This window comes from Janthinobacterium agaricidamnosum NBRC 102515 = DSM 9628 (genome assembly GCF_000723165.1).
GTDB classification, from domain to species: domain Bacteria; phylum Pseudomonadota; class Gammaproteobacteria; order Burkholderiales; family Burkholderiaceae_D; genus Janthinobacterium; species Janthinobacterium agaricidamnosum.
The window spans coordinates 5,543,723-5,568,448 of sequence record NZ_HG322949.1 but is presented as its reverse complement, the minus strand read 5'-3'; the positions used below and the strand labels follow the sequence as shown (position 1 = coordinate 5,568,448).

At 62.1% G+C, this 24,726-nt stretch carries 24 protein-coding genes; 10 read left to right on the top strand and 14 right to left on the bottom strand.

Going from position 1 to position 24,726, the window contains the following annotated elements; genetic code table 11:
• Positions 1–51 precede the first annotated feature (51 nt).
• On the bottom strand, positions 52–504 hold the full coding sequence (locus GJA_RS24090; RefSeq protein WP_038497546.1) for a GNAT family N-acetyltransferase: 453 nt from the start codon (positions 502–504) through the stop codon (positions 52–54).
• 108 nt (positions 505–612) lie between these two features.
• Positions 613–1,038, bottom strand: coding sequence for an organic hydroperoxide resistance protein (locus tag GJA_RS24085; RefSeq protein WP_038497544.1), 426 nt, complete (start codon positions 1,036–1,038; stop codon positions 613–615).
• Positions 1,039–1,388: 350 nt separating this feature from the next.
• On the opposite strand from GJA_RS24085, the gene GJA_RS24080 reads away from it, so the two are divergent.
• A complete protein-coding gene (locus GJA_RS24080) occupies positions 1,389–4,907 on the top strand; it encodes a Dyp-type peroxidase (protein ID WP_038497542.1) in 3,519 nt (1,172 codons plus the stop codon).
• Between the two features lie 6 nt (positions 4,908–4,913).
• Here the strand turns inward: GJA_RS24080 and GJA_RS24075 are convergent, their stop codons facing one another.
• From GJA_RS24075 to GJA_RS24045, 7 genes are all read right to left on the bottom strand, one after another.
• A complete protein-coding gene (locus tag GJA_RS24075; RefSeq protein WP_038497539.1) occupies positions 4,914–5,957 on the bottom strand; it encodes a histone deacetylase family protein in 1,044 nt (347 codons plus the stop codon).
• Between the two features lie 48 nt (positions 5,958–6,005).
• Positions 6,006–7,610, bottom strand: a complete 1,605-nt coding sequence (gshA, locus tag GJA_RS24070; protein WP_038497537.1) for a glutamate--cysteine ligase — start codon at positions 7,608–7,610, stop codon at positions 6,006–6,008.
• A 194-nt stretch (positions 7,611–7,804) separates the two neighbouring features.
• On the bottom strand, positions 7,805–8,644 hold the full coding sequence (prmC, locus tag GJA_RS24065; protein ID WP_038497535.1) for a peptide chain release factor N(5)-glutamine methyltransferase: 840 nt from the start codon (positions 8,642–8,644) through the stop codon (positions 7,805–7,807).
• Positions 8,644–9,111, bottom strand: coding sequence for a disulfide bond formation protein B (locus GJA_RS24060; protein ID WP_038497533.1), 468 nt, complete (start codon positions 9,109–9,111; stop codon positions 8,644–8,646). The genes prmC and GJA_RS24060 overlap by 1 nt, the downstream gene beginning before the upstream one ends.
• A gap of 115 nt (positions 9,112–9,226) precedes the next feature.
• Positions 9,227–10,303 (bottom strand): peptide chain release factor 1, encoded by a 1,077-nt coding sequence (gene prfA / locus GJA_RS24055; protein WP_038497531.1) that lies wholly within the window; start codon positions 10,301–10,303, stop codon positions 9,227–9,229.
• A 78-nt stretch (positions 10,304–10,381) separates the two neighbouring features.
• Positions 10,382–11,656, bottom strand: coding sequence for a glutamyl-tRNA reductase (gene hemA, locus GJA_RS24050; RefSeq protein WP_038497529.1), 1,275 nt, complete (start codon positions 11,654–11,656; stop codon positions 10,382–10,384).
• A 100-nt stretch (positions 11,657–11,756) separates the two neighbouring features.
• The gene (locus GJA_RS24045; RefSeq protein WP_038497527.1) at positions 11,757–12,449 is read right to left on the bottom strand and encodes a response regulator transcription factor; all 693 of its coding nucleotides are present in this window, start codon (positions 12,447–12,449) and stop codon (positions 11,757–11,759) included.
• Between the two features lie 280 nt (positions 12,450–12,729).
• Here GJA_RS24045 and GJA_RS24040 point away from each other — a divergent pair, with 280 nt between their 5' ends.
• The gene (locus tag GJA_RS24040) at positions 12,730–13,233 is read left to right on the top strand and encodes a hypothetical protein (protein ID WP_038497525.1); all 504 of its coding nucleotides are present in this window, start codon (positions 12,730–12,732) and stop codon (positions 13,231–13,233) included.
• Between the two features lie 51 nt (positions 13,234–13,284).
• Here GJA_RS24040 and minE read toward each other — a convergent pair whose 3' ends face one another.
• The 3 genes from minE to minC are packed head-to-tail and all read right to left on the bottom strand — an operon-like array spanning position 13,285 to position 15,132.
• Positions 13,285–13,536: a cell division topological specificity factor MinE gene (gene minE, locus GJA_RS24035; RefSeq protein ID WP_038497522.1), complete on the bottom strand. Its 252-nt coding sequence runs from the start codon at positions 13,534–13,536 to the stop codon at positions 13,285–13,287.
• Between the two features lies 1 nt (position 13,537).
• Positions 13,538–14,353 (bottom strand): septum site-determining protein MinD, encoded by an 816-nt coding sequence (gene minD, locus GJA_RS24030; RefSeq protein WP_038497520.1) that lies wholly within the window; start codon positions 14,351–14,353, stop codon positions 13,538–13,540.
• Positions 14,354–14,379: 26 nt separating this feature from the next.
• Positions 14,380–15,132, bottom strand: coding sequence for a septum site-determining protein MinC (gene minC, locus GJA_RS24025; protein WP_038497517.1), 753 nt, complete (start codon positions 15,130–15,132; stop codon positions 14,380–14,382).
• Positions 15,133–15,470: 338 nt separating this feature from the next.
• On the opposite strand from minC, the gene GJA_RS24020 reads away from it, so the two are divergent.
• The 5 genes from GJA_RS24020 (at position 15,471) to phbB (ending at position 20,848) form a co-directional block, all read left to right on the top strand.
• Positions 15,471–16,763, top strand: a complete 1,293-nt coding sequence (locus GJA_RS24020; protein ID WP_051781292.1) for an epoxide hydrolase family protein — start codon at positions 15,471–15,473, stop codon at positions 16,761–16,763.
• A gap of 395 nt (positions 16,764–17,158) precedes the next feature.
• A complete protein-coding gene (locus GJA_RS24015) occupies positions 17,159–18,067 on the top strand; it encodes a LysR family transcriptional regulator (RefSeq protein WP_038497516.1) in 909 nt (302 codons plus the stop codon).
• A 131-nt stretch (positions 18,068–18,198) separates the two neighbouring features.
• Positions 18,199–18,672 carry a phasin family protein gene (locus GJA_RS24010; protein ID WP_038497514.1) on the top strand — a complete coding sequence of 158 codons (474 nt, stop codon included), beginning with the start codon at positions 18,199–18,201 and terminating at the stop codon, positions 18,670–18,672.
• A 167-nt stretch (positions 18,673–18,839) separates the two neighbouring features.
• Positions 18,840–20,018, top strand: a complete 1,179-nt coding sequence (locus GJA_RS24005) for an acetyl-CoA C-acetyltransferase (RefSeq protein WP_038497512.1) — start codon at positions 18,840–18,842, stop codon at positions 20,016–20,018.
• Between the two features lie 89 nt (positions 20,019–20,107).
• Complete coding sequence (phbB, locus tag GJA_RS24000) at positions 20,108–20,848, top strand: acetoacetyl-CoA reductase (RefSeq protein ID WP_038497509.1); 741 nt, start codon at positions 20,108–20,110, stop codon at positions 20,846–20,848.
• A gap of 80 nt (positions 20,849–20,928) precedes the next feature.
• On the opposite strand, the gene GJA_RS23995 is transcribed toward phbB, so the two are convergent.
• Positions 20,929–21,549, bottom strand: a complete 621-nt coding sequence (locus GJA_RS23995) for a LysE family translocator (RefSeq protein ID WP_038497507.1) — start codon at positions 21,547–21,549, stop codon at positions 20,929–20,931.
• Positions 21,550–21,675: 126 nt separating this feature from the next.
• Here GJA_RS23995 and GJA_RS23990 point away from each other — a divergent pair, with 126 nt between their 5' ends.
• The 3 genes from GJA_RS23990 to GJA_RS23980 all read left to right on the top strand — a co-directional run bounded on the left by GJA_RS23990 (position 21,676) and on the right by GJA_RS23980 (position 23,690).
• Positions 21,676–22,152, top strand: coding sequence for an Lrp/AsnC family transcriptional regulator (locus GJA_RS23990; RefSeq protein ID WP_038497505.1), 477 nt, complete (start codon positions 21,676–21,678; stop codon positions 22,150–22,152).
• Between the two features lie 74 nt (positions 22,153–22,226).
• Positions 22,227–23,183 carry a prolyl aminopeptidase gene (pip, locus tag GJA_RS23985; RefSeq protein ID WP_038497503.1) on the top strand — a complete coding sequence of 319 codons (957 nt, stop codon included), beginning with the start codon at positions 22,227–22,229 and terminating at the stop codon, positions 23,181–23,183.
• Between the two features lie 51 nt (positions 23,184–23,234).
• Complete coding sequence (locus GJA_RS23980) at positions 23,235–23,690, top strand: hypothetical protein (protein WP_038497500.1); 456 nt, start codon at positions 23,235–23,237, stop codon at positions 23,688–23,690.
• 21 nt (positions 23,691–23,711) lie between these two features.
• Here GJA_RS23980 and GJA_RS23975 read toward each other — a convergent pair whose 3' ends face one another.
• Positions 23,712–24,713 (bottom strand): 2-hydroxyacid dehydrogenase, encoded by a 1,002-nt coding sequence (locus tag GJA_RS23975; protein ID WP_038497498.1) that lies wholly within the window; start codon positions 24,711–24,713, stop codon positions 23,712–23,714.
• Positions 24,714–24,726: the final 13 nt, after the last annotated feature.

Genomic DNA, 24,726 nt, shown 5'->3' with positions numbered 1-24,726 from the left:
TACATTTTGCGCAGCCGACAACAGAAAATTGCTGCAGCTTGTCAGGATGGTTCAACGCCGCATATCGATATGCATAATCCCGTCTTCATCGTAGGGCGCGCTGATGGTGTTAAAACCGAAACCTTGGTAAAAACGCTCCAGGTGGTGCTGGGCGCCGATGCGGATCGGGTGGCCGGGAAACTGCTGTTCGGCGCAGGCTATGCCCTGTTGTAACAATTGCTTGCCGAGTCCGCCGCCGCGCGCGGCCGGTGCGGTCAGTACCCGGCCCAGCGCCATTTCCGGGAATTTGGCGCCCGGCGCCAGGCAGCGCAGATAGGCGGCCAGCCGGCGCTGGCCGTCAACCGTTTGCCAGCCCAGCAAATGCCAGGCGGCCTGGTCGCAGCCGTCGATATCCGGGTACAGGCATTGCTGTTCCAGGATAAAAACATCTTGCCGAAGAGCAAGGATTTGGTACAGCTCGGCTGTACTGAGTTGCTCAAATGATAGCCACGCCCAATCGGTCATCGGTGTTCCCTGTATTGTCGAGTAATCCCTATTCTAGGGGCGCATACAAAAAACCGCCAGCGCATCCCTTGCAGGATGCGCTGGCGGTTCGGTGCGGCGACGGCGTAATTACACGATGGTCAGCGTGACGTCGATATTGCCGCGGGTCGCGTTCGAGTAGGGGCACACGATGTGGGCGGCGGCGACCAGCGCTTCGGCGGCGGCCCGCTCCATGCCCGGCAGCGAGATTTTCAATTCGACTTCGATGCCGAAACCGGTAGGAATCGCACCGATGCCGACATGGCCTTCGATTTGCAAGCCTGCCGGCAGCGCGATCTTGTCGCGGCCGGCGACGAATTTCATCGCGCCCAGGAAGCAAGCCGAGTAGCCGGCGGCAAACAATTGCTCAGGATTGGTGCCGGCTGCACCGTTGCCGCCCAGTTCTTTCGGCGTCGTCAGTTGCACGTCCAGCACATTATCGGACGAGATGGCGCGGCCTTCGCGGCCACCGGTTGCGGTTGCTTGAGCGCGGTACAAGACTTTTTCGATCGACATGATGTTTCCTTTTCAGTGAGTGGGATGCAATGCATCGAATGCTATTAAATAGTGCACTATAAAGATGACTGGTATTCTATTGCATGGGCTGGCTGCCAGCGGTTCCACCTGCCTGACTTGCCGCTGCAGCGCCCATGTCCACACTATACATAACTCACAATTAAATAGCAAGCTATTTAATTGTATTGTTTTACGAGCGCAGATAGTTGCTACATATCAAGCGGTGAGAATACGAGAGATTGCCGCAAATCCTATCCTATAGTATTGCCGAACCTGCAATGAGGATGGCGTCATGCGTGGTCTCCCCGCAGGTGCACGGTTGGCCTGAAAACTATACCAAAGGAGATGCTATGCCGCTCGATGTTATCCAATATGCCCAGCAAGGATTGCTGACCCATGCCGTGTTCGGCCAGATCGCCACGCTGACCTTGCGCGACCAGAGCGCCGCTACGGAACAGGCGCTGCTCGATGTGATCGCCGAGCTGGCCAACGCCGCCAAGGCGTCGCAGGACGCCGCCGGCCTGGTGGCGGCCTTCGATCCGGCGCTGTGGGGACGGTGGCGCCAGCGCGACATCCCGGTCGAACGCACGGTGCTGAACAACTCGCCGAAGTTGCGCGACACCGGTGGCGACGTGCTGCTGTACGTGAAGGCGGCCAGCGCCGCCACCGCCGAGGCGCTGATGCAGTCGGTGCGCGAGCGGCTGTATGCGCTGGCCGCGCAGATCGACATCGTCGCCGCCGGCAAGCGCAGCGACGGCAAGGTGATGGGCGGCCGTTATCTCGACGGCATTACCAATCCCAACGACCCGGTCAGCATGGCCAGCGACATCCTGGTCGATGGCGAGTTCCCCGGCGCGTGTTATGCGTTCACGCAAAAATTCCTGTTCGAATGGAGCACCATCGGCGCCATGCTGCCCGATGCGCAGGACGCCATGCTGGGCCGCAATCCCGACGGCGCCATCTTGCCGCAGCATGACCGCAACGCCCATATCCACCGGGTGCATGTCAAGGACGCCAATGGCGACAACTTGAAATTCCTGCGCCAGGCGCTGCCGTTCGGCGAGCACGCCGGCAGCGCGGCGCGCGAAAAAGGCTTGATGTTCGTCGCCTTCTGCAACCGCCAGCCGCGTTTTGAAAGCGTCATCCAGCACATGATGGGCGAGCGTCCCGACCGTCCCGCCGACCGCCTGATGGGCGTGGTGCAGGGCGTGGCGGGCAGTTACTGGTATGTGCCGAGCGCCAGCGAATTGGGCGTGCCGGCCGCCACCGTCGACGACGTGACGGAAGATGCGCACTGGGATGTGCGCAGCAGGAACGGCTATATGTTCTACAACTCGCAAGACTATCTGCACCAGATGAGCGAAGGCAAATATAGCGCCGGCGACCCGCCCGGCGCGCGCCTGCTGTCCTTGCTGGGACGGGCGTTTTCGCACTGGAGCGATGGCTGGCTGAGCCGCTCGCCATTTCCGCGCCTGCCGCATTTGTCGACGCTGGCCAGTGCGGCCGAACTGGCCCAGCCGGTCGCGCTGCGCAAGGGGCTGGCCAACCAAAAGACGCTGGCCGGCCTGCTGTCGCATCCGGAGTCGGAGATCGCGCGCCACAACGGCTTGCTGCGGATTTATCCCGAAGAATTGATTGTTGGCATCATCCCCGATTTCACGCTGGGACGCGGCAAGGAAGTGGTGCCCTATCTGAGCGAGGATGAAACCATGAGCGCCTGGCTGAACGGCCAGTTGAACGAATGGTCGGCGATGGGCCATGTGGTGCCGGATTACCAGACCCTGGTCACGCTGGGGCTGGGCGGCCTGATCGCCCGGGTGCAAGCGAAACTGGATGCGCTGGGACCGGATGCGGCGGGCGCGCAGGCCGATTTTTATACCGCCGCGCTATGGTCGCTGCAGGGCGTGCAGGGCTACCTGGAAAACTGGGCGCTGTTGTCCGATACGGCCGCCGCCAGTGCCGCGGATCCGGACGACGCGGCCAATATGCAGGATGTGGCGGCGCGCTTGCGGCGTTTGTCCAGCGCAGCGCCGGCCAGCTTCCAGGATGGCGTGCAACTGGTGTTTTCCTTCCACTGCTGCCTGCACCTGGTCGGCGAACTGACCTCGTTCGGCCGGCTCGACCAGATCCTGTGGCCGCTGCTGGAGCAAGACCAGATCGATACCGGGCGGGCCCAGGAAATCATCGATTGCCTGTGGCTCAAGATCGGCGAGAACGCCTTCGTCAACCGCGGCGCGGTGACCGATTACGTAACCTACGGCACCACCGCGGTGTGTGGCTACGGCGGCAATTTTCCGCAGGGCGGCGGCATCAATCAGTGGGTCCAGCAAATCACCGTCGGCGGTTATGTCGCCAATGGCGACGCGGCGCCGACCGGCGGCGCCAATGCGGTGACGATGCTGTGCCTGAAGGCGGCGCGGCGGATTCCCGTCAATGCGCCGACGCTGTCGCTGCGCGTGTACGACGGCATCCCCGACGACATCATGGACGAGGCCGCGCGCTGCCTGCTGGCCGGCGGCGCCCATCCGATCCTGTACCAGGACGACCGGCTGTGCCAGGCGCTGCAGGATTCCGGTCCGACCGTGACGCCGGCATGGTCGCGCAACTACGCGGCCGACGGCTGTTATGAACCGATGCTGGCCGGCGCCACGGCGTTTGCCTTCAATAATGTGACGCCGATGACGGCGCTGGAACAGACCCTGAACCAGGGCGCCTGCTACGGCCAGGCCGGCCCGGTCTATCTGCGCGGCCTGAAACAAACCTTCCGCTCGCCGCCGGCCGGCGCGATTACCAGCTTCGGGCAGTTGCAGGACATCTTCCTGCGGCAGCTGGAGTGGCTGACGGCGCAAAGCTACAGCACCATATTGAGCGGGCTCGGCAAGCTGGCCGGGGTCTGTCCGAGTCCCTTGCTGTCGGCCGTCATCGACGGCTGCCTCGACGCGGGGCGCGACCTGACCGACGGCGGCGCGCGCTTTAACATGATCGCGCCGCTGTGCGTCGGCGTCTCGAACACCATCGATGCGCTGTATGCGATACGGGCGCTGGTATTCGATCCGGCCAGCGCCGTGACCACCTTGCCGGAACTGGTCGATTGCCTGATCAACGACTGGGGCCACGACATGATCGAACCGTACCAGAGCGAGTTGCTGGGGCCGGCCGACGCCGGTGAGCGCGGCCGGCGCTACCGCGAATTGCGGGCCATCGCGCTGGCCTTGCCGAAGTGGGGCAGCGGCCATGCCGACGTCGATGCGCTGGGCAATTGGCTGCTTGAGAATCTGGTGCGCATCTGCGTCGATACGATACGCCAGCCGGCGCCGGCGTTCCAGCCGGTGCTGGACGGCGTCGCCAAGAACTTCAATGTCGCCGATTTCGTCGTCACGCCGGGCATCGGCACCTTCGAAGGGTATGTCGGCGATGGCCTCGGCTGCGGCGCGTCGGCCGATGGACGGCGCAACGGCATGCCGATCGCGTCCGACCTGTCGCCGGCGCCGGCGCCGCAGGACTTGCCGCCCGCGCCGGCGTTCCGCAACATCTATCAGGCGCTGCAAAGCTGGCGCGGCGATGCGGTCGAGTATGGCTTGTCGAACGCGTCGCCGGTCGACATGAATATCGCCGAAGCGTTCCCTCTTGAGCAATTGCAGGCCTTCGTCAAGGCGTATGCGCGCGGCGAAACCGGCTCCAACCTGATCACGCTGACCTGCGCCGACCTGGCCACGTACCAGGCGGCGGTCAACGATCCGGAGCGCTACAACCTGGTGCGGGTGCGGATGGGCGGCTGGACCGAGTTTTACGCGACCATGTTCCCGGTGCACCAGGGCCAGCACCAGCGCCGGCAATATTTTACGCCTGGAGAGGAAGGGAGGTTATGAAGCCGGCTACTCGGCGGTCTCGAAACCTTCCAGTACATTGACCACGTTGATGCCGATTTCCTTGACCGCATAACCGCCTTCGAGCATGAAGGCGGTCGGCAAGCCGAGGAAGGCGAGCCGTTCGCCGATGCGCAGGAAGTCGGCGCTTTGCAGCTTGAATTGCGACAGCGGATCGCCGGCGAAGGTGTCGACGCCGAGCGACACCACCAGCGCGTCCGGTGCATAGCCGGCGATGCGGAGGCAGGCCGTTTCCAGCGCCGCGAACCAGCTGGCGCTGCCGGTGCCGGCCGGCAGCGGCAGGTTCATGTTGAAGCCGGCGCCGGGACCGGCGCCCGTTTCATCGGCGTGGCCCAGGTAAAACGGATATTCATGGCGCGGGTCGGCGTGCAGCGACAGGAACAGCACGTCGCTGCGCTGGTAGAAAATGCTTTGGGTGCCGTTGCCGTGATGGTAGTCGAGGTCGAGGATGGCGACCTTGCGCGCGCCGTCGTCCAGCAAATGCTGGGCCGCCAGCGCGGCATTGTTGAGGAAGCAGTAGCCGCCGAAAAAATCGGCGCCGGCATGGTGGCCGGGCGGCCGCGTCAGCGCAAAGGCGGAGCGTTCGCCGAGGCGCAGCGCATGCGCCGCGTTGACCGCGCAATCGGCGCCGGTCTTGGCGGCGATCCAGGTGCCCGACGTCAGCGGCGTGCCGCTGTCCATCGAATACAGGCCGAGCCGGGCGCAAAAATTTTCCGGCTCGATATCGTCGCGCAGCGTGCGTACCGGCCACACGGCCGGGAACGCATCTTTTTCGGCATTGGCCGGGTCGAGCGCCAGCCAGTCGGCCCATGCGTGGCGCAAGAAATGCAGGTAGCGCGGCGTGTGGATACGTTCCAGCGAAGTCAACGGCACGCCGTGCGGCGTGACGATGCGGCCCAGGTTGCGTCGCCCCAGTTCGGCGACGACGATGTCGGCCCGTTCCGGTTTTTCGAAGCACGGCACCATTTCGCCGCGAAAGATTTCGTAGCGGCCCCGGTGCTGGCCGTGCAATTCATTGTAGAAGGTCAGCAAGGGGCGCTCCGCGATGGTGGCGAGATGGTGAAGGCTACGTTGTCAGCTTCAGTTTTGCGAGCACAAGGTGCTGGCGCGGTAGGCGGCGACATAATCGTCGAAGGTGCCGGCCGGCGTTTGCTCGATGGCGCGCTGTTCCTCCAGTGAAGTGGCGGCCAGTTCGGCGAACGCCGCCTGTTCCGCGCCGGTCGGCGGATGGGCGCGGAAGTAGGCCGCGTGGCGCTCGCTTTGGCGCAGGCCGAACGCGGCGAACGAGCCGCCGTTGGCCCGCAGCTCGGCCAGTACCCTGGCCGATGGCGTGCGGTCCGGGTCGAGCAGCTTGGCCGCTTGCGCCGCCAGGCTGTCGGCATGCGCGCTGCCGCCGTTGCGGGCGTCCAGCAAGGCCGCCACCGGGGCTATCTTTTGCAGCAATTCCTGGCCCCAGGCCTGCAGCGTGACTTCCTGGTCGCCGTTATGCAGCGTCAGGCCGGGACGGCGTCCTTCCTTGACGGTGCGGGCAAAGTTTTCCGTGTAGGCCGCGCTGTGCCGGGCATCGATGGCTGGGCTGTCGTCGAGCGCGCAAAACAGCAGGAAGGCGTCGAGGAAGCGGCCGGTTTCGAGGCTGATGCCGACCGGTTCGAACGGGTCGACATCCATGCAGCGCACTTCGATGTATTGCACGCCGCGCAGGCACAGCGCCTGGATCGGCCGCTCGCCGGTGCGGATCACGCGCTTCGGGCGTATCGTCGAATAATATTCATTTTCGATTTGCAGCACGTTGGTGCTCAGCTGTATCCATGCGCCATCCTTCTTGGTGCCCAGTTCGGCGTACGGCGGATACGGCTGGTTGACCGCCCTGGTCAGCGCGTCGACGTAATCGTCGAGGCTGTTTTCATGCGGACGCAAGCCCGATTGCGCATCGTTCTGGTAACCCAGGTCGCTCATGCGCAGGCTGGTCGCATACGGCAGGAACAGCGTGTCGCCGGACAGGCTCTCGAGCTTGTGGTCGCGGCCGTGCAGGAAGCAGCGCGACACGGCCGGCGATGCGCCGAACAGATACATCAGCAGCCAGCTGTAGCGGCGGAAGTTGCGGATTTGCGCCAGGTAGGCGGCCGACTGGATATCCCTGGCCGTGCCGGCGCCCCCGCTTGCGCCCCCGCTTGCGGTGGCGCTGTCGGCGGCCAGCAGGGCCCACAGCCCATCGTCGAGCGAATAGTTGTAATGGATGCCGGCGATGCATTGCATCGCCTTGCCATAGCGCAAAGCCAAGCCGCGCCGGTAGACGTGCTTCAAGGTGCCGAGATTCGACGTGCCGTAGTTGGCGATCTCGATGTCGGGTTCCGGCGGCAAGGTGCTAGGCATCGACTGGCTCCACAACAGCTCGCTTCCCAATTGGGTATAGGCATAGCGGTGGATCAGGTCGAGCTGGTCGAGTGTCGTGCCGATATCGGCTTCGGCCGGCGTGATGAATTCCAGCAGCGCCTCGGCGTAGTCGGTGGTCACTTGCGGATGCGTCAATGCCGAGCCCATGGCGGCCGGATGCGGCGTGCGCGCCAGGCTGCCGGCGCCGTCGACACGCAAGGTTTCTCTTTCGATGCCGCGCAAGCCGCCCAGCAGCGCGCGGTTGGCATCGTCAGTCAGCAAGGCCAGGCGGCGAGTCAATAGGTTGGGCAATTTGAGCTTCCTTTCTTGTGCAGCAAATAAATAATTGGTGCTGAGATTAACCGAAAATCGACAGACGCGTTGCCGACCCGCCAAAAAGCCCCTGGACGCCCGGGAAAGACGGGGCCGGCAAGGCGCAGCGCGTGCCGAGAGTGATCAAAAGCGCGCTTGCTATTTTAGCAAATCGCGGCGCGCCAGGGCGCCGCTCAGGAAGGGAAAAGGCGGCCGCCGCTGACCCGCTCGATGCCGGCCAGGTCGCACCAGCTTTGCACGTCGCGGTAGCCGGCGGCGTCCAGCAGCGCGCGCACGGCGCCGGACTGGTCGTAGCCATGTTCCATCAGCAGCCAGCCTTGCGGCGCCAGGTGGCGCGCCGCGCCGGCCACGATGATGCGCAGCGCCGACAGGCCGTCGGCGTGGTCGGTCAGCGCGCCGGCCGGCTCGAAGCGCAAGTCGCCTTGCGACAGATGGCGGTCGCCGCTGGCGATATACGGCGGATTGGAGACGATCACATCGAAGCGCTCGGTGCCCAGCGCGGCATACCAGTCGCTGTGCATGAAGGTGATGTTGACGCCGTTGGCGCTGGCGTTGCGGCGCGCCACCGCCAGCGCCGCGCTGCTGACGTCGAGCGCGCTGACCGACGCGTCCGGACGGCTGTGCGCCAGCGCCACGGCGATCGCGCCGCTGCCGGTGCCCATGTCGAGCAAGCGGGCTTGCCGCGGCAGGCGCTCCAGCGCCAGCTCGACCAGCAATTCGGTGTCCGGGCGGGGAATCAGCACCGCGTCGCTGACTTCAAACGGCAAGCCGAAGAATTCGCGCTGGCCGACGATGTACGCGACCGGTTCGCCGGCCAGGCGGCGTTGGATCAGTGCCGACAAGTGGCTGGCTTCCGGTTCCGTCAGCAGCCGTTCGGACTGCGTGATCAGGCCGACCCGCGACAGGCCCAGCGCGTGGCACAGCAAGATGCGGTTATCCACCGCATCGAGCGCCGGACGGATTTGCAGCGCGGCGACCGACGTACCGGCCTGGACGATACCCGATGCCTGCATTATTTCTTGCGGCGCAACAGCAGCCACAGCGTGCCGATGGCGAAAATCGCGAACCAGACGAAGGCCCATTGCGGGATCGACAGGCCGAAGAATGGCGCGGTGGCGTCTTCGCACAGGCCGTCGGCCTTGAAGATGAAGGGCAGGTACTGGGCGGTGAAAATCTTGTTGAGCGAGGTTTCCAGCGGATCGATACCGCACGACAAACCTGGATGGGCCAGGATGTATAAATGCTTGCCAGAAACGCCGAGCCCGCCGAGCGCGCCGAGGAAGCCGAGGCCGGCGCCGACTTGAGGCTGCCTGGCGGCGCCGATCAGGCACACGATGGCGATGCCGAGGAAAATATAACGCTGGATCACGCATAGCGGGCAGGGCAGCATATCGACCACATGCTGCAAATACATGGCCACGCCGAGCAAGCCGATACAGGCGGCGGCGATCAATAACAGCAGGTTGCGCGAACTTTTCATGAAATATCCGGTAAGGTTAGGATAGGCGGCGGCGATGCCGCAAGCGGATCATTTTCGCATAAAGCCAGAAAATTATTGCTTAGGTGCCACTTAAAAAAACGCCAGGCGCTCGCTCTTAATCGCCCAGCGCGGCCAGCAGTTCCGCCTGGTGTTCCGCCGCCAGCGCATTGGTCAGCTCGCTCAGGTCGCCGTCCATGATGAAGTCCAGCTTGTACAGGGTCAGGTTGATGCGGTGGTCGGTCATGCGGCCTTGCGGGAAGTTGTAGGTGCGGATGCGCTCGCTGCGGTCGCCGGAACCGATCAGGCTCTTGCGGGTCGCCGCTTCCTGCGATTGCTGTTCGCGCAATTGCACGTCCTTGATGCGCGCCGCCAATACTTTCATTGCCGATGCCTTGTTCTTGTGCTGGCTGCGGTCGTCCTGGCATTCGACCACGATACCAGTCGGCAAATGGGTGATGCGCACCGCCGAGTCGGTCTTGTTGATGTGCTGGCCGCCGGCGCCGGACGCGCGGTAGGTGTCGATGCGCAAGTCGGCCGGGTTGATGTTGACGTCTTCGACTTCGTCCGCTTCCGGCATCACCGCCACGGTGCAGGCCGACGTGTGGATGCGGCCCTGGGTTTCGGTGGCCGGCACGCGCTGCACGCGGTGGCCGCCGGATTCGAATTTCAGCTTGGAATAGGCGCCATTGCCGACCAGCCGCACGATCACTTCCCGGTAGCCACCCAGGTCGGATTCGGAAGCCGACACCAGTTCCACCTGCCAGCGGTTGCGCTCGGCAAAACGGGTGTACATGCGCAGCAAGTCGCCGGCGAACAGCGCCGATTCGTCGCCGCCGGTGCCGGCGCGGATTTCGAGGAAGATGTTGCGCTCGTCATTCGCATCCTTCGGCAGCAGCATGGTTTGCAATTCGCGCTCCAGCCGGGCCATGGTGACTTTCGCCGCCTCGATTTCTTCTTGCGCGAAATCCTTCATGTCCGGGTCGGCCAGCATGTCTTGCGCGGTGGCGATGTCGTTGCCGGCTTCCTGGAAGGAATGGTACAAGGCGACCAGCGGGCCGAGTTCGGCATGCTCGCGGGTCATCTTGCGGTAATTGTCCATATTCGACGTCGCTTCCTGGTGCATCAGCAATTCGTCGAGTTCGACCAGGCGGTTCGCCAGTTGATCCAGCTTGGCCAGCATTGATGGTTTCATGGGCATTCGGTGCAAACAAAGGGTGAAAGAGAGCGCCGGTCCGCGACCGGCATGCAGAGGGGCGCCGCGGCGCCGCAGCTAACGGCGGCCGCGGAACAGTTTCGGCAGCAGCGTGGCCAGGTGCGCGCGTTCGTCGCCCTGTGCGCGGTGCAAGGCTTGTTGCGGGCCGTGCAGGAATTTGGCGGTCAAGCCCTTCGACAGCGCTTCCAGCACGGCGTCGATGTCGGCGCCCTTGGCCAGCATCTTGCGGGCCCGTTCGACTTCCATCAGGCGCATCGATTCGCTGGTTTCATGCATGTCCTGGATCACCGGCACCATGGCACGGTCGTCGACCCAGCTCATGTACGACTGGACCCGGGTTTCGATGATCGATTCGGCTTGCGCCACCGCCGCCTGGCGGCTTTCGAGGCCGCTCTGCACCACTTTGCCGAGGTCGTCCACCGTGTACAGGAACACGTCGTTCAGGCGGGCGACTTCCGGCTCGATATCGCGCGGCACGGCCAGGTCGACCATGAACATCGGCTTGTGGCGGCGCGCCTTGATGGCGCGCTCGACCAGGCCGAGGCCGATCAGCGGCAGCGACGAGGCGGTGCAGGAAATCACGATATCGAATTGCGCCAGTTTTTCAGGCAGGTCGGCCAGCCGCACCGCGTTGCCGTTAAAGCGGTGCGCCAGCAATTCGCCGCGCTCCATGGTGCGGTTGGCGATGGTGATGCTGTGCGGGTTTTGCGCCGCAAAATGGGTGGCGCACAGCTCGATCATTTCGCCGGCGCCGATGAATAGCACGTTTTGCTCGGAAATCTTGTCGAAGATGCGTTGCGACAGCCGCACGGCCGCCGCCGCCATCGACACGCTGTGGGCGCCGATCTCGGTGGTGCTGCGCACTTCCTTGGCGACTGAAAAGCTGCGCTGGAATAACTGGTGCAGATAGGTGCCGAGGCCGCCAGCTTCGTCGGCGGTGCGGATCGCATCCTTGATCTGGCCGAGGATCTGGGTTTCGCCCAGCACCATCGAATCGAGGCCGGACGCGACCCGGAAGGTGTGGCGCACCGCCTCGTGCTGCGGCAACATATACAGGTGCGGACGCAGTTCGGCGTAATTCAGTTTATGAAAGTCGGCCAGGAAATGCGCGCCGGCGTCGAGCGGATTCGGCACATGGCTGGCCGCGTACAGCTCGGTACGGTTACAGGTCGACAAGATCGCCGCTTCATCGTTGCCGCGCGGATCGATGCGCTCGAACCACGCGCGCGCAGCCACCACCGCCTGGCTTAATTGCTCAGGAGCAAACGCCAGTTGTTCGCGCAGCGACACTGGTGCGGTATTGTGGTTGAGGCCGACGGCGAGCAGTTGCATTTCGGGCTAGGATGACATCGTATGCGGACATTATACCGCGCCATGCATTTCTGCTCAGGCGGCGCCAGTTTGGCATGCCAGATTGATCAATAAAATCAGCTTAATGGTTGCCTAATTTTTCCAACCGGTAACCATAGCTATACACCGGCACCAGCCGGTAACCGTTTTCCGGCTTCAATTGCAATTTATTGCGCACCCGCGAGACATGGGTATCCATGGTGCGCGACGGCACCACCGTTTCGCGCAGCCACACGGCTTCATGGATGTAGGCGCGCGACAACGGCCGGCCGATATTACGGAAGAACAGCAAGGCCAGCGAGAACTCCTTGTGGGTTACATCCAGCAAGTCGCCATCGCGCAGCAGGCGGCCGGGCCGGGTTTCAAAGATGTACTGGCCAAACTGCAGCTGTTCGGCGCCATTCTGGGCCGGGTAAGCGAGCCGCAGCAGCGCTTGCACGCGCAATACCAGTTCGTTGCGGCGCAGCGGCTTGATCATGTAATCGTCGGCGCCGGCGGTGATGCCGGAAATAATGTCATCCTCGCCAGAATTGTTGGTTAGAAACAACACGGGCGCCTTGGGCGGGAGCTTTTCGCGCACCCGGCGCACCACTTCTGCGGCGTCCAGGTCGCTGACCTGCCATTCCAGGACCAGCATGTCGGCGCTGTCCTTGCGCACGTGGGACAGTAACTCTTTGCCGCTCTGGTAATGGTGGCAGGCGTGGCCTGCAGAGGTAAGTACCTGGCAGATCAGCTCTGCCTGGCTACGGTCGCTATCAAGTACGACAATTCTCATGATGTGGAGTGTTGGAAGCGATGGGTAATGACGATTGCCGATTATCGTAATGTAAAGGAATGCTTGGATGAAATATAACAGAGATAACCTGCATTTATACGTCCATGAGTATAAATACGAATACGATCCGGGCCGGCCCCGTGGCCGGAGCGGTGCGGCATCCTGGCCAGGATCACGCTACACTGGAACTGGATAAACCGGCTGGCGACGCCATATGGGGTGCATGTATGGACGTCATATAGGGGCGTCATGCCCGGCTGTGATGCAAGCGAGGCAAAAGATGAGTACAAGTAAAACTACCGACTGGACCCTGATCCCCGGCAGCAAGCATGAAATCGAGCAAGTGCGTGAGCGCTGCCGCCGCATGGTGCGCCGCCGCGCCACCATGTCGGCCGGCGTGTCGGCGATGCCGCTGCCGGGCATCGACGTGGTGTCCGATGTCGGCCTGTTCACCGTGCTGATCGATGAGATCAACCAGGAATTCGGCCTGACGCCGGAACAGATCGAGCGGTTGAATCCCCAATTCAAGCTGATGGCGTACAAGGCGGCGGTCGGCATGGGCGGCGTGCTGGTTGGCAAGCTGGTGACGCGCGAATTGATTTTGAGCCTGCTCAAGCGCAGCGGCGTGAAGATATTGGCCAAGCAGGCCACGCGCTTCGTGCCGCTGGCCGGGCAAGTGGCGGCGGCGGCCATCGGTTATGCGGTGTTCCGCCAGATTGGCTACCATCATGTGGACGCGTGCGCGGTGGTGGCGCAGGAATTATTGCCGGTGCGGCCGCAATGACAAGGGCCGGCTTGCGGCCGGCCCTTGGGACTATCGGGTGCTTGCTGAGGATCAGGAATCCGGCAGCACCACGTTCACGTCGAGCACTTCCAGGTTGCCCTGGCGGTCGAGCGAGATCTTGATGTCGTCGGGGTTGACCTTGGTGTACTTCGAAATGACTTCGATCAACTCTTTATGCAACGCAGGCAAGAAATCCGGGCCGCCGCGACCACTGCGTTCGCGCGCGATGATGATTTGCAGGCGTTCCTTGGCCGCGGTGGCGGTCTTGGGCTTGGATGGAAACAGGAAAGAGAGTAATGCCATATCACTTCGCCCCAAAGATGCGCTGCAACAGACCTGGCTTTTCGTAGTTGGTAAAGCGCAGTGGCACCTCTTCGCCGAGGAAGCGCGAGACCACGTCCTCATACGCTTCGGCCACGTCGCTGCCCTTGAAATGGATCGCCGGGTTACCCTGGTTCGACGCCGCCAGCACTTGTTCCGATTCCGGAATGATGCCGACCAGCGGGATGCGCAGGATTTCCTGCACGTCCTGGTAGGACAGCATTTCATCGGACTCGACCCGTTTCGGCGAATAGCGGGTGATCAATAAATGTTCCTTGACCGGCTCGCCGCCCGTCTGCGCGCGGCGCGACTTGGCTTGCAGGATGCCGAGGATGCGGTCCGAATCGCGCACCGACGACACTTCCGGATTGGTCACGATGATCGCTTCGTCGGCGAAGGTCAGCGCCATCAGCGCGCCATGCTCGATGCCGGCCGGCGAATCGCAGATGATGAATTCGAAGCCCATGTTGATCAGGTCGTTCAACACGCGCTCGACGCCGTCTTCGGTCAGCGCATCCTTGTCGCGGGTTTGCGAGGCGGGCAGGATGAACAGGTTGTCGCAGTGCTTATCCTTGATCAGGGCCTGGTTCAGCGACGCTTCGCCATTGATGACGTTGATCAGATCGTAGACCACGCGGCGTTCGCAACCCATGATCAGGTCGAGATTGCGCAGGCCCACGTCGAAGTCGAGCACGGCGGTCTTGTGACCGCGCATCGCCAGGCCGGTTGAAAAACTGGCGCTGGAAGTCGTTTTACCGACACCGCCCTTGCCGGACGTCACAACAATAATTCTTGCCACAAAAGATCCTTTTTTGATGTCTAAGCTTAAGAGCGGGTTGCGGGATTGACAGCTAGTATATCGATTCTGTCACCGGCCAAGCGGATTTGCGCCGGCTTGCGTGCCAGTTCAGCGGGAAAACCGTCTTCAAACGTACGGTACACCCCGGCAATGGATACCAGCTCCGGTTCCATCGACAGGGCAAAGATGCGTGCTTCGGGATTGCCGGATGCGCCAGCCAGCGCGCGTCCGTTCAAGGTGTTGTAAACGTGGATGCTGCCGTCGGCGATGATTTCCGCGCCATTGTTGACCACCGCAGTGATGATCAGGTCGCAGCCGCGCGCGTAAATGCGCTGGCCGGCGCGCACCGGCGTATCGATGATCATCACGCCGGCCTGCACCGGCGCGGCCTGCGCCTGCTGCATCGCGGCCGGGATCGCCGCCGCATTGCTAGCGGCCGGCTGGGCTTCTTCATGGGTCTTGCCGCTGTCCAGGCTCAGGCCGTGGGCCAGTATCGCCGGGTGCAATTCTTGCGGCGCATTGCGCACGGCGACCGGATTCAGACGGTACTTCTTCAGTAGCGAGGTCAGGCCGGTCCAGTCGACCGGCGCGCAGCCGGCCTGGATATCGGCCATGTCGATCACCGCCAGGTCATCCTCGAAAAAGTCCGCGACGCCGCCGGTCATTTGTTTCAGGGCCGCATCCAGCGCCCGGATATCCGGGCTGCGCAAGATGGCGGAGACAGCGACAACAGTGGAAATCTTGATTTCGACGGGCTTGTGCGACGGGCTTTTGGACATAAACGATTATAAAAGAGGGCCTGCTAAAAGAGTGCCTGGACCAGCCGGTGCTGCACCGCCTGTTGCCAGCTATGTATCTTGCCTGCTGTCAAACCCCTGAAAGCAGCGAATTTCCTGCATTTTACTTGAAAAAAATTGGAAAAAGTGTGCCTGTCGAACAGGATAAGGGCCGCATGTGCAAAAAGGCGCCACACACTGGATGACTAATTTTGCTGCGGCCTGCATTATTAAGAAAAATCAAAAGATGAATTTGAATTGACATGGATTATCAAACAAGAATCGCGAACCGATGATGCCGGCATTACTGGCTCACCGAGCCATCCATACAGGAAATAGCCATGTCACACCATTGTTCCATCGATTCAGCGCCGGGCATGCCGGCATATCATCCTGACAGCGGCCAGCGCCGCCTGTTAATGAAAACGGGGGCGGCGGCGGCGGTCGGCTACGCCCTCGGCGTCTTGCCTGCCGCATACGCCGCGGCGCAAGCGGCCAATCCGCTACTGCGCCCCTATCAGGTGGTGTGGCCGGCCGAACAGATTGCCAGCCTGAAAAAGAAAATCACCGCCTACCGTTTCCCCCAGGAAGCGCTGGGCGCCGGCTGGAAATATGGCTGTGATACGCGCTTCTTGCGCGAGCTGTGCGATTACTGGGTCGATGGCTTTGATATGGCCGCCGCCGTGGATAACTTGAACCGCTTTCCGCAATTTACCACTGAAGTGGAAGATTTCACGCTGCATGTTGTGCGCGTCATCGGCGAGGATCGCGGCGCCAAACCGCGCCGGCCCTTATTGTTGACGCATGGCTGGCCCGGCTCGACTTTCGAATTCTGGCAAGCGATCGAAGCGCTGGCCTTCCCCTCGCGTTTTGGCGGCAAGCCGGAAGACGCCTTCGACTTGATCATCCCGTCGCTGCCGGGATTCGGCCCATCGAGCAAGCCGGCCGCGCCGATCGGCGCGCGCACCACGGCGCGCCTGTTCGACAAGCTGATGCGGGAAAACCTTGGCTACCAGCGCTATTTCGCGCAGGGCGGCGACTGGGGCGCCGGCGTCACCGGCTGGCTGGGCATCGATCATCCGCAATCGTTGCGGGCGATGCATTTGAACTTGATGATCGCCGCAACACAATTGTCAGCAACTAATGATGCTGAAAGGAAGTTCTACCAGGACGGCGCCGAGCATGAAGCGCGCCTGGGCGGGTATTACCATTTACAGGCGACGCATCCGCAATCGCTGGCGTATGGCATGGTGGATCACCCGGTTGGCCAGGCGGCCTGGCTGATCGAGCGTTTTTATGCGTGGTCGGACAAGCGCACGCGTCCGTTCGAGCAGGTTTTTTCCAAAGACCAGTTGCTGACCAACGTCATGATTTACATCATGAACGATGCTTTTCAAACGTCCACCTGGTTTTATACCGGCTGTCATGAAGAAGGCGTTACCCGCATACCGGCCGGGAAACGGGTGCAAGTGCCAACCGGCTATGCGGTCTACAGCGGCGACGCGCGTTCGCCGAATCCGCCGAGGAGCCTTAGTGAGCGTCTTCTGCTGGCAGCGCATCAGCAGCGCGGACCAGGCGTGAGGAGGAAGCGTGGCGGGCCACGCGACGACGATCAACGCAGTCCCCGCTGCTGAGGGGCGCCAGCAGGGGACGTATTCATCTACTGGGATAGGCTCTTATTGGAGCGAAGTCGAACACGGCGGCCATTTTGCCGCGATGGAGTCGCCGCAACTGTATGTCCAGGATGTGCGGAAATGGGTGGCGGCGTTGTGATGTGACTGAAAACGGACGCGGGCCCGGCCGCGTTGCGCGGGGCCAGGCCCTCGGCGCTCATGGCGCTCAGGCACGAATTTCAGCTCGCGTTGCGCGCCGGTGCGCGGCAAGCCTGGAATAGGGGGCATCGAGTTGGTCATGATGTCATCGAGATTTAATGTGGATAGGCTAGAGTGTGCGGAAATTTAATTTATAATCAAAACGAAACATTTTATGGTTTTGTATGAAAATAATTCACGTACGGGCTAAGTAACTCATGTTGGAAATCCGTCATCTGCGCACCTTGAGTGCGCTGCGTTCCGCCGGCAGCCTGGTGCGCGCCGCGCAATTGCTGAACCTGACCCAATCCGCGCTGTCGCATCAAATCCGCTTATTGGAAGAGCGCTATAACTCGCCGCTGTTCGAGCGCAAGTCGATACCGATCGGTTTTACCGCCACCGGCAGCCGCCTGCTGGCGCTGGCCGACTTGCTGCTGCCTGAAATCGAACAGGCCGAACGCGACGTGGCGCGCCTGTCGCAAGGCGACAAGGGCCAGTTGCGGGTGGCGCTGGAATGCCATACCTGCTTCGACTGGCTGATGCCGGTGATGGATGAATTCCGCCAGCGCTGGCCGGAAGTGGAAATCGACCTGGTTTCCGGTTTTCATGGCGAACCGGCCGAATTGCTGCGTTCCGGCGAAGCCGACCTGGTGATCGGCGCGCCGTACGGCCCCGCTTTCGCCACGTTCCCGCTATTCCGCTTTGAAATCCTGGTGGTGATGGCGCAAAAGCACCGCTTGCAGGCGCAGCGCCGGCTGGCCGCCAGCGATTTCGAGGGTGAAACCCTGATCACCTATCCGGTGCCGGAAAGCCGCATCGACCTGATCCGCGAAGTGCTGCGCCCGGCGCAGATCCATTTCGAGCGCCGCAGCGCCGAGCTGACGGTGGCCGTGCTGCAACTGGTGGCCAGCCGGCGCGGCATCGCCGCCTTGCCCAACTGGGCCATCAAGAATTACGTCGATTACGACTATGTGATCGCCAAGCCGATCGGCGAACAGGGCTTGTGGAGCGACTTGTTCGTGTCGGTGCCGGACAATTTGAAAGACAAGGCGTATGTGCGCGATTTTGTCAGTGTGATACGGGAACAATGTGCACGCACCTTGGACGGTATCAAGTTATTGTCTTGAATTCGTGGCAAATTGAAGACATGACAACAGTTGGATTTGATATTAATCAAGGTTTCTAATGTTGCTGGCGATTAAAGTGGTGCACTGTGCGGCGCAGCAGGGCACCGCTTTTCAACAAACAAGGAAACCCCATGTTTACTATCGCCGAGCAATTTTCCCTGGCCAGTAAAGCAGTCATTGAAGCGCAGCTTGCGAGCGTCAACGCATTTGTCCACGCCGCCGTCGACAGCGGCAGCAGCGTGTTCGAATTGAACCTCGAGGCAGTCCGCACATCGCTGGCAGCCACGACGGTTGCGGCGAAGCAGTTGCTGGCGGTGAAAGACCCGCGCGAGCTGTTCAGCTTCGGCCAGGGCCAGTCGAAACTGGCGATCGACCGCATACGCTCGTATGGCCGCGAGGCGCATGAAATTGCGCAGGGAAGCCACAGCAAATTTGCCGAGGTGGCCAAAAGCGAGTTTGCTGCGTCGCATCAAAAAATCGGCGAGTTACTTCAGGTTGCGAAACAGGCGCCGGATTCGGTGATGTTGCCGATAAATAATTTTTACAAAACCGCGTCGAGCGGCGCGCATGAGGGGTATGATAAAAGCACGCGTACTGGAAAATGAGCTGCGGCGGTCTGTGATACGCCGCTGGAACGGGACGTCTGTAACGCGTCTCGCGGAGCCGATAGGGAAGTAATTTCCGGTCGTTTTGCGGCCGTTTTTCCCATCCTCCAAGGTTTATTTAATTAGCTAACCAACCTGGCCTGTCGGCCAGTAAATCGGAGAAATAAATGGATGATGTCGTTATCGTGGCCGCTGGCCGTACCGCAGTCGGCAAATTCGGCGGCAGCCTGGCCAAGATCCCCGCGTCCGAGCTGGGCGCGCATGTAATCAAAGGTTTGCTGGCGCAAACCGGCATCGATCCGAACCTGATCGGCGAAGCGATCCTGGGCCAGGTACTGACCGCGGCGGTGGGCCAGAACCCGGCGCGCCAGGCAGTCATCAAGGCCGGCTTGCCCACCTCGGTTCCGGCCTACACCATCAACAAGGTGTGCGGCAGCGGCTTGAAAGCCACCCACCTGGCGGCGCAATCGATCAAGTGCGGCGACGCCAGCATCATCATCGCCGGCGGCCAGGAAAACATGAGCGCCGCGCCGCATGCGATGAACGGCTCGCGCGACGGTTTCCGCATGGGCGATTTCAAGATGGTCGACACCATGATCGTCGACGGCCTGTGGGACGTCTACAACCAGTACCACATGGGCATCACGGCGGAAAACGTCGCCAGGAAATACGAAATCACCCGCGCCGAGCAAGATGAATTCGCGCTGCAATCGCAACTGAAGGCGGAAGCCGCGCAAAAGGCCGGCAAGTTCAAGGATGAAATCCTGCCGCTGGAAATCGCCAATAAAAAAGGCACCGTGGTGTTCGACAGCGATGAATACATCAAGCCGGGTTCGACGCTGGAATCGCTGGCCGGCCTGCGCCCCGCGTTCAACAAGGAAGGCAGCGTCACCGCCGGCAACGCGTCCGGCCTGAACGACGGCGCCGCCGCCGTCATCATGATGTCGGCCAAGGTTGCCAAGGAACTGGGCTTGAAGCCGCTGGCGCGCATCAAGGCCTACGCTTCGTCCGGCCTGGACCCGGCGCTGATGGGCATGGGCCCGGTATCGGCGTCGCGCCTGTGCCTGAAAAAGGCCGGCTGGACCCACGAAGAACTGGACTTGATGGAAATCAATGAAGCGTTCGCCGCGCAAGCGATCGCCGTCAACAAGGAAATGGGCTGGGATACCAGCAAGATCAACGTCAACGGCGGCGCGATCGCGATCGGCCATCCGATCGGCGCCTCCGGCGCGCGCATCCTGGTGACGCTGGTCCACGAAATGATACGCCGCGACGCCAAGAAAGGCCTGGCGTCGCTGTGCATCGGCGGCGGCATGGGCGTGGCGCTGGCGATCGAACGCGACTGAGTCGCATGCTGATTCCCGGCCCGCGCCGGGAATCGATCGAATACACACATCAACGATTTTTTTAGCAGAACGAAACTGAGGGGACGAAAATGGCAAGAGTTGCACTGGTAACCGGCGGCATGGGTGGTCTTGGCGAAGCGGTCTGTTTCAAACTGGCCGCGCTGGGCTACCGTGTGGTCACCACCTATTCACCGGGCAATCCGAAAGTGAATGAATGGCTGGCCACCACCCGCGACATGGGTTACGACTTCAAGGCATACCCTTGCGACGTGGCCGACTACGAGTCGGCGCAGGCGTGCGTGGCGGCGGTCGAAAAGGAAATCGGCCCGGTCGACGTGCTGGTCAATAACGCCGGCATCACCCGCGACATGACCTTCAAGAAGATGGACAAGCCGAACTGGGACGCCGTCATGGGCACCAACCTGGATTCCGTGTTCAACATGACCAAGCCGGTGTGCGACGGCATGGTCGAGCGCGGCTGGGGCCGCATCATCAACATCTCGTCCGTCAACGGCCAGAAGGGCGCTTTCGGCCAAACTAACTATTCGGCCGCCAAGGCCGGCATGCATGGTTTCACGAAATCGCTGGCGCTGGAAGTGGCGCGTAAAAATGTCACCGTCAATACCATTTCGCCAGGCTACATCGGCACCAAGATGGTGATGGCGATCCCGCAGGAAGTGCTGGACAGCAAGATCATCCCGCAAATCCCGATGGCGCGCCTCGGCAAGCCGGAAGAAGTGGCCGGCCTGGTCGCTTACCTGGCATCCGATGAAGCCGCGTTCGTGACCGGCGCCAATATCTCGATCAACGGCGGACAGCATATGTCCTAAGCCGTCGCTGGTTTGACGCAACCAATAAAAAAGGACACATGGCATGTGTCCTTTTTTTATGCGTCACAAGCCGGGATGCTTCAACTGGTCATCAGCCGTCCCGCCAGCAAGACAAACACGGTCGGCAGCACGAATTTACCCATGCTGGACGGCTTGCTGCCGCGCATGCGCCGCGCCAGCCGCGCCGCCAGCACCGCATACAGCACGTCGAACAAGAAGCCCATCACCACCAGCGCCACGCCCAGCCACAGGTATTGCACGCTGACCGACATGCCGGCATGCGCCGAAACGAATTGCGGCATCAGCATGCTGCAAAACAACAGCGCTTTGGGATTCAGCAGATTGGTCAGGAAACCGCGCACGTAGGAATTGCCGGCACTCCGGGCCGGCTGGCCGGCCGGGCTGGCCGCCGCCGCGCCGTCGCTGCGCAGCAAGCGGTAGGCCATGTAGCACAGGTAGGCTGCGCCGGCCCATTTGACGAGGATCAGCGATTGCGGGTGGGCCGCCATCAGCGCCGCCAGGCCCAGTCCGGACAGCAACACGTGCATGCTGCGCGCGGTGGCGATGCCGAGCGCCGTGATGATCGCCGGGGTGGCGCCGCGCGACGCGCCGGTGGCCAGCACCAGCGCCATATCGGGCCCGGGCAGCAGGAAGGCGCCGACCAGTGCAAGCAGATACATGATGAAGGTGGAGGTAAGCATGGCGCGTGACCGGAGTGGCTGGATGAAGATGAAATTATGGTCTTCCAGCGTTGAAATGTGCTTGCTATTTCCTCGCGCCATGGCATAGTTGCGAGCAGATTCTTCTCGCAAAAACCGAATAAGTATATGAAAATTTCACATGTTGGCTTGGATGAAACAGATCTGCACATTTTGCGCCTGTTACAAGACGAAGGCCGCATGTCGAACGCGCGCCTGGCCGAGCAATTGAAACTCAGCGAAACCCCGGTCTGGCGCCGCTTGCGCCGGCTGGAAGAAGAGGGCTATATCTGCGGTTACCAGGCTTTGGTCGACGGCAAGAAACTGGGCATCGGCCTGACCGCGTTTGTGCGCATCGTGTTTGCCAACCATGCCGGTGAACAGCCCGAGCAATTCGAACTGGCGATCGCGTCGATTCCGGAAATCCTGTCTTGCCATAATGTTACCGGCGAATCCGATTATTTCCTGCAAGTAGTGGCGCGCGACCTGGAAGCCTACGGCAACTTCGTCGCCAAGGTGTTGCGCAAATTGCCGGGCGTGGCCGAGATCCATTCCAGCCTGTCGCTGCGTGAAGTCAAGTCGTCGAACAAGCTGCCGATCCCCTGAATCGCGGCCGGCCATCTATAATCGATTATCGCCCGCACACACCGTCCAGTAACACTGCCCAGAAAGGAAGCACCATGCCCGACGCACTGTCGCCGTTATTCCCCTCGTTGGCGCCGCATCGCCATGGCGTGCTGGCCGTCGACGAGCTGCACACGATTTATTGGGAAGAATGCGGCAACCCGGATGGCGTGCCGGTGCTGTTCCTGCATGGCGGTCCCGGCGCCGGCGTGTCGCCGCAGCACCGGCGTTTTTTTGACCCGCGACATTACCGCGTGATCTTGTTCGACCAGCGCGGCGCCGGCAAGTCGACTCCGCTGGGCGAATGGCGCAACAATACGACCCAGTTGCTGATCGACGACATCGAAAAGCTGCGCGCCCAGTTCGGCATAGAGCAATGGCTGGTGTTCGGCGGCTCCTGGGGCTCCACGCTGGCGCTGGCATATGGCCAGGCCCATCCGCAAGCGTGTCTCGGCTTTGTGCTGCGCGGTATCTTCCTGTGCACCAGCGCCGAAATCGACTGGTTCATCAATGGCGTGCGCTGGTTTTATCCGGACCTGTATGAAGAATTCGCCGCGCCGATCCCGCAACAGGAACGTGGCGACTTGCTGGCCGCCTACGCCAGGCGCATCCTCAGCGACGACCCGGCCGTGTACTGGCCGGCGGTGCGCGCGTGGAGCCGTTTCGAAGGCCGCCGCGTGTATTTGATGCCGCAAGCGGAAGACGCGCCGAACGATGCGCTCGACCTTGGCCTGGGCCGGCTGGAATCGCATTACATGGCCAACCTGGGATTTCTCAGCGAAGACCAACTGATCCGCGACATGCCGGCGATCGCCCATTTGCCGGCCGTCATCGTGCAAGGGCGCTACGATGCCATCTGCCCGCCGCTGTCGGCCTACCGCCTGCACCAGGCCTGGCCCGGTTCGCGCCTCAAAATGATACCCGACGCCGGTCATGGCGCGCTGGAAACCGGCATTGCCACGGCGCTGGTGGCCGCCACCGAACAATTCAAAAGGGGCCGCCAGTTCGACTGAATCTGCGTGCGGCCGCCATCACTACCATCATTTATTTATATCGAGTACAGCATGCATGACTACCAACGCCCTCCGACCCTGCACCGCTACGGCCAGCGCAGCGAACTTGAACTGGCGCTGACGCACGGCCAGTTCCGGTTGACCCCGGCCGGCAATTGCCTGACGCTGAGCTTTTCGCAAGCGTGGGATAAAAAACTGTTCGACCTGTTCACCCCGGCCGACAGCTGCCTGATCATCCACAACACGGAAGAATTCGGCGAACGGCTGCACCGCGCGGTGCAGCGCACCTTGCCGAGCTGGGCCGGCATCGACGGCCTGGTCGAATACGGCGTGCGCGCCGCGCTGGGCGCGGCGTTCAGCAAGACCGCGCAGGAAGCGCCGGAACAGGAATGGCTGTTCGCCTGGCGCTCGATGCAAAGCCAGGCCAGCCTGAACCCGGTGACGGTCAAGATCGGCAGCCTGGAAAACTTCGCCGAATTGCGCGACCGCGACACCTACCTGGCCTGATTCGCGGGATGCGCGTAGGCGTTACAGGCTGACGCGGTTGGGACACGCCCGGCCCGCCATGTGGCAGGCCAGGTTGTCGAAGGTGATCGCGGCGATTTCGCGCAGCGCCTCGATGGTGAAAAAGCCCTGGTGGCCGGTGACCAGCACGTTCGGGAACGTCATCAGGCGCTGGAACACGTCGTCGTCGATGATGTCGGACGAGCGGTCCTGGAAAAACAGCGCGCTTTCCTGTTCATACACGTCGATCGCCAGGTAGCCGAGCCGGCGCGCCTTCAGCGCGGCGATCACGGCGCCGGTGTCGATCAGCGCGCCGCGCGAGGTGTTGACCAGCATCGCGCCCGGCTTCATGCGCGCCAGCGTGGCGCTGTCGATCAGGTGATGGGTCTGTTCGGTCAGCGGGCAGTGCAGCGACACGATATCCGATTGCTGCAGCAAGCCATCCAGGCCGGTCATCTCGCCGATGGCGCCGAATAGCGGCGAGGGAAACGGGTCATGTCCCAGCACCCGGCAACCGAGGCCCTTGAAGATGCGCGCCGTCGCCAGGCCGATCTTGCCGGTGCCGACGATGCCGACCGTCTTGCCGTGCAAGGTCATGCCCAGTAAACCATCCAGCGCAAAATTGCCTTCCCGGACGCGGGCATAGGCGCGGTGCGTCTGGCGGTTCAGCGTCATCACCAGCGCCAGCGCGTGTTCGGCCACCGCTTCCGGCGAATAGGCCGGCACCCGGGCGATGAAAAATCCCAGCCGCGCGGCGGTCGCGACATCGACATTGTTATACCCGGCGCAGCGCAGCAGGATGGCGCGCACGCCGGATTGCCACAGCGCGTGCAGCACGGGGCTGTCGAGCTGGTCGTTGACGAACACGCACACCGCGTCGCTGCCCTGCGCCAGCGGCGCGGTCTCTTGCGACAGCATCGACTGATGATAAATCAGCTCGATGCGGGTCGGGTCGGGCTGCCGGTGCAGCGCTTCGTCGAAGAAGCGCCGGTCATACGGCTGGCTGCTGAACAGGGCGATTTTCATGCGGACTTCCTGC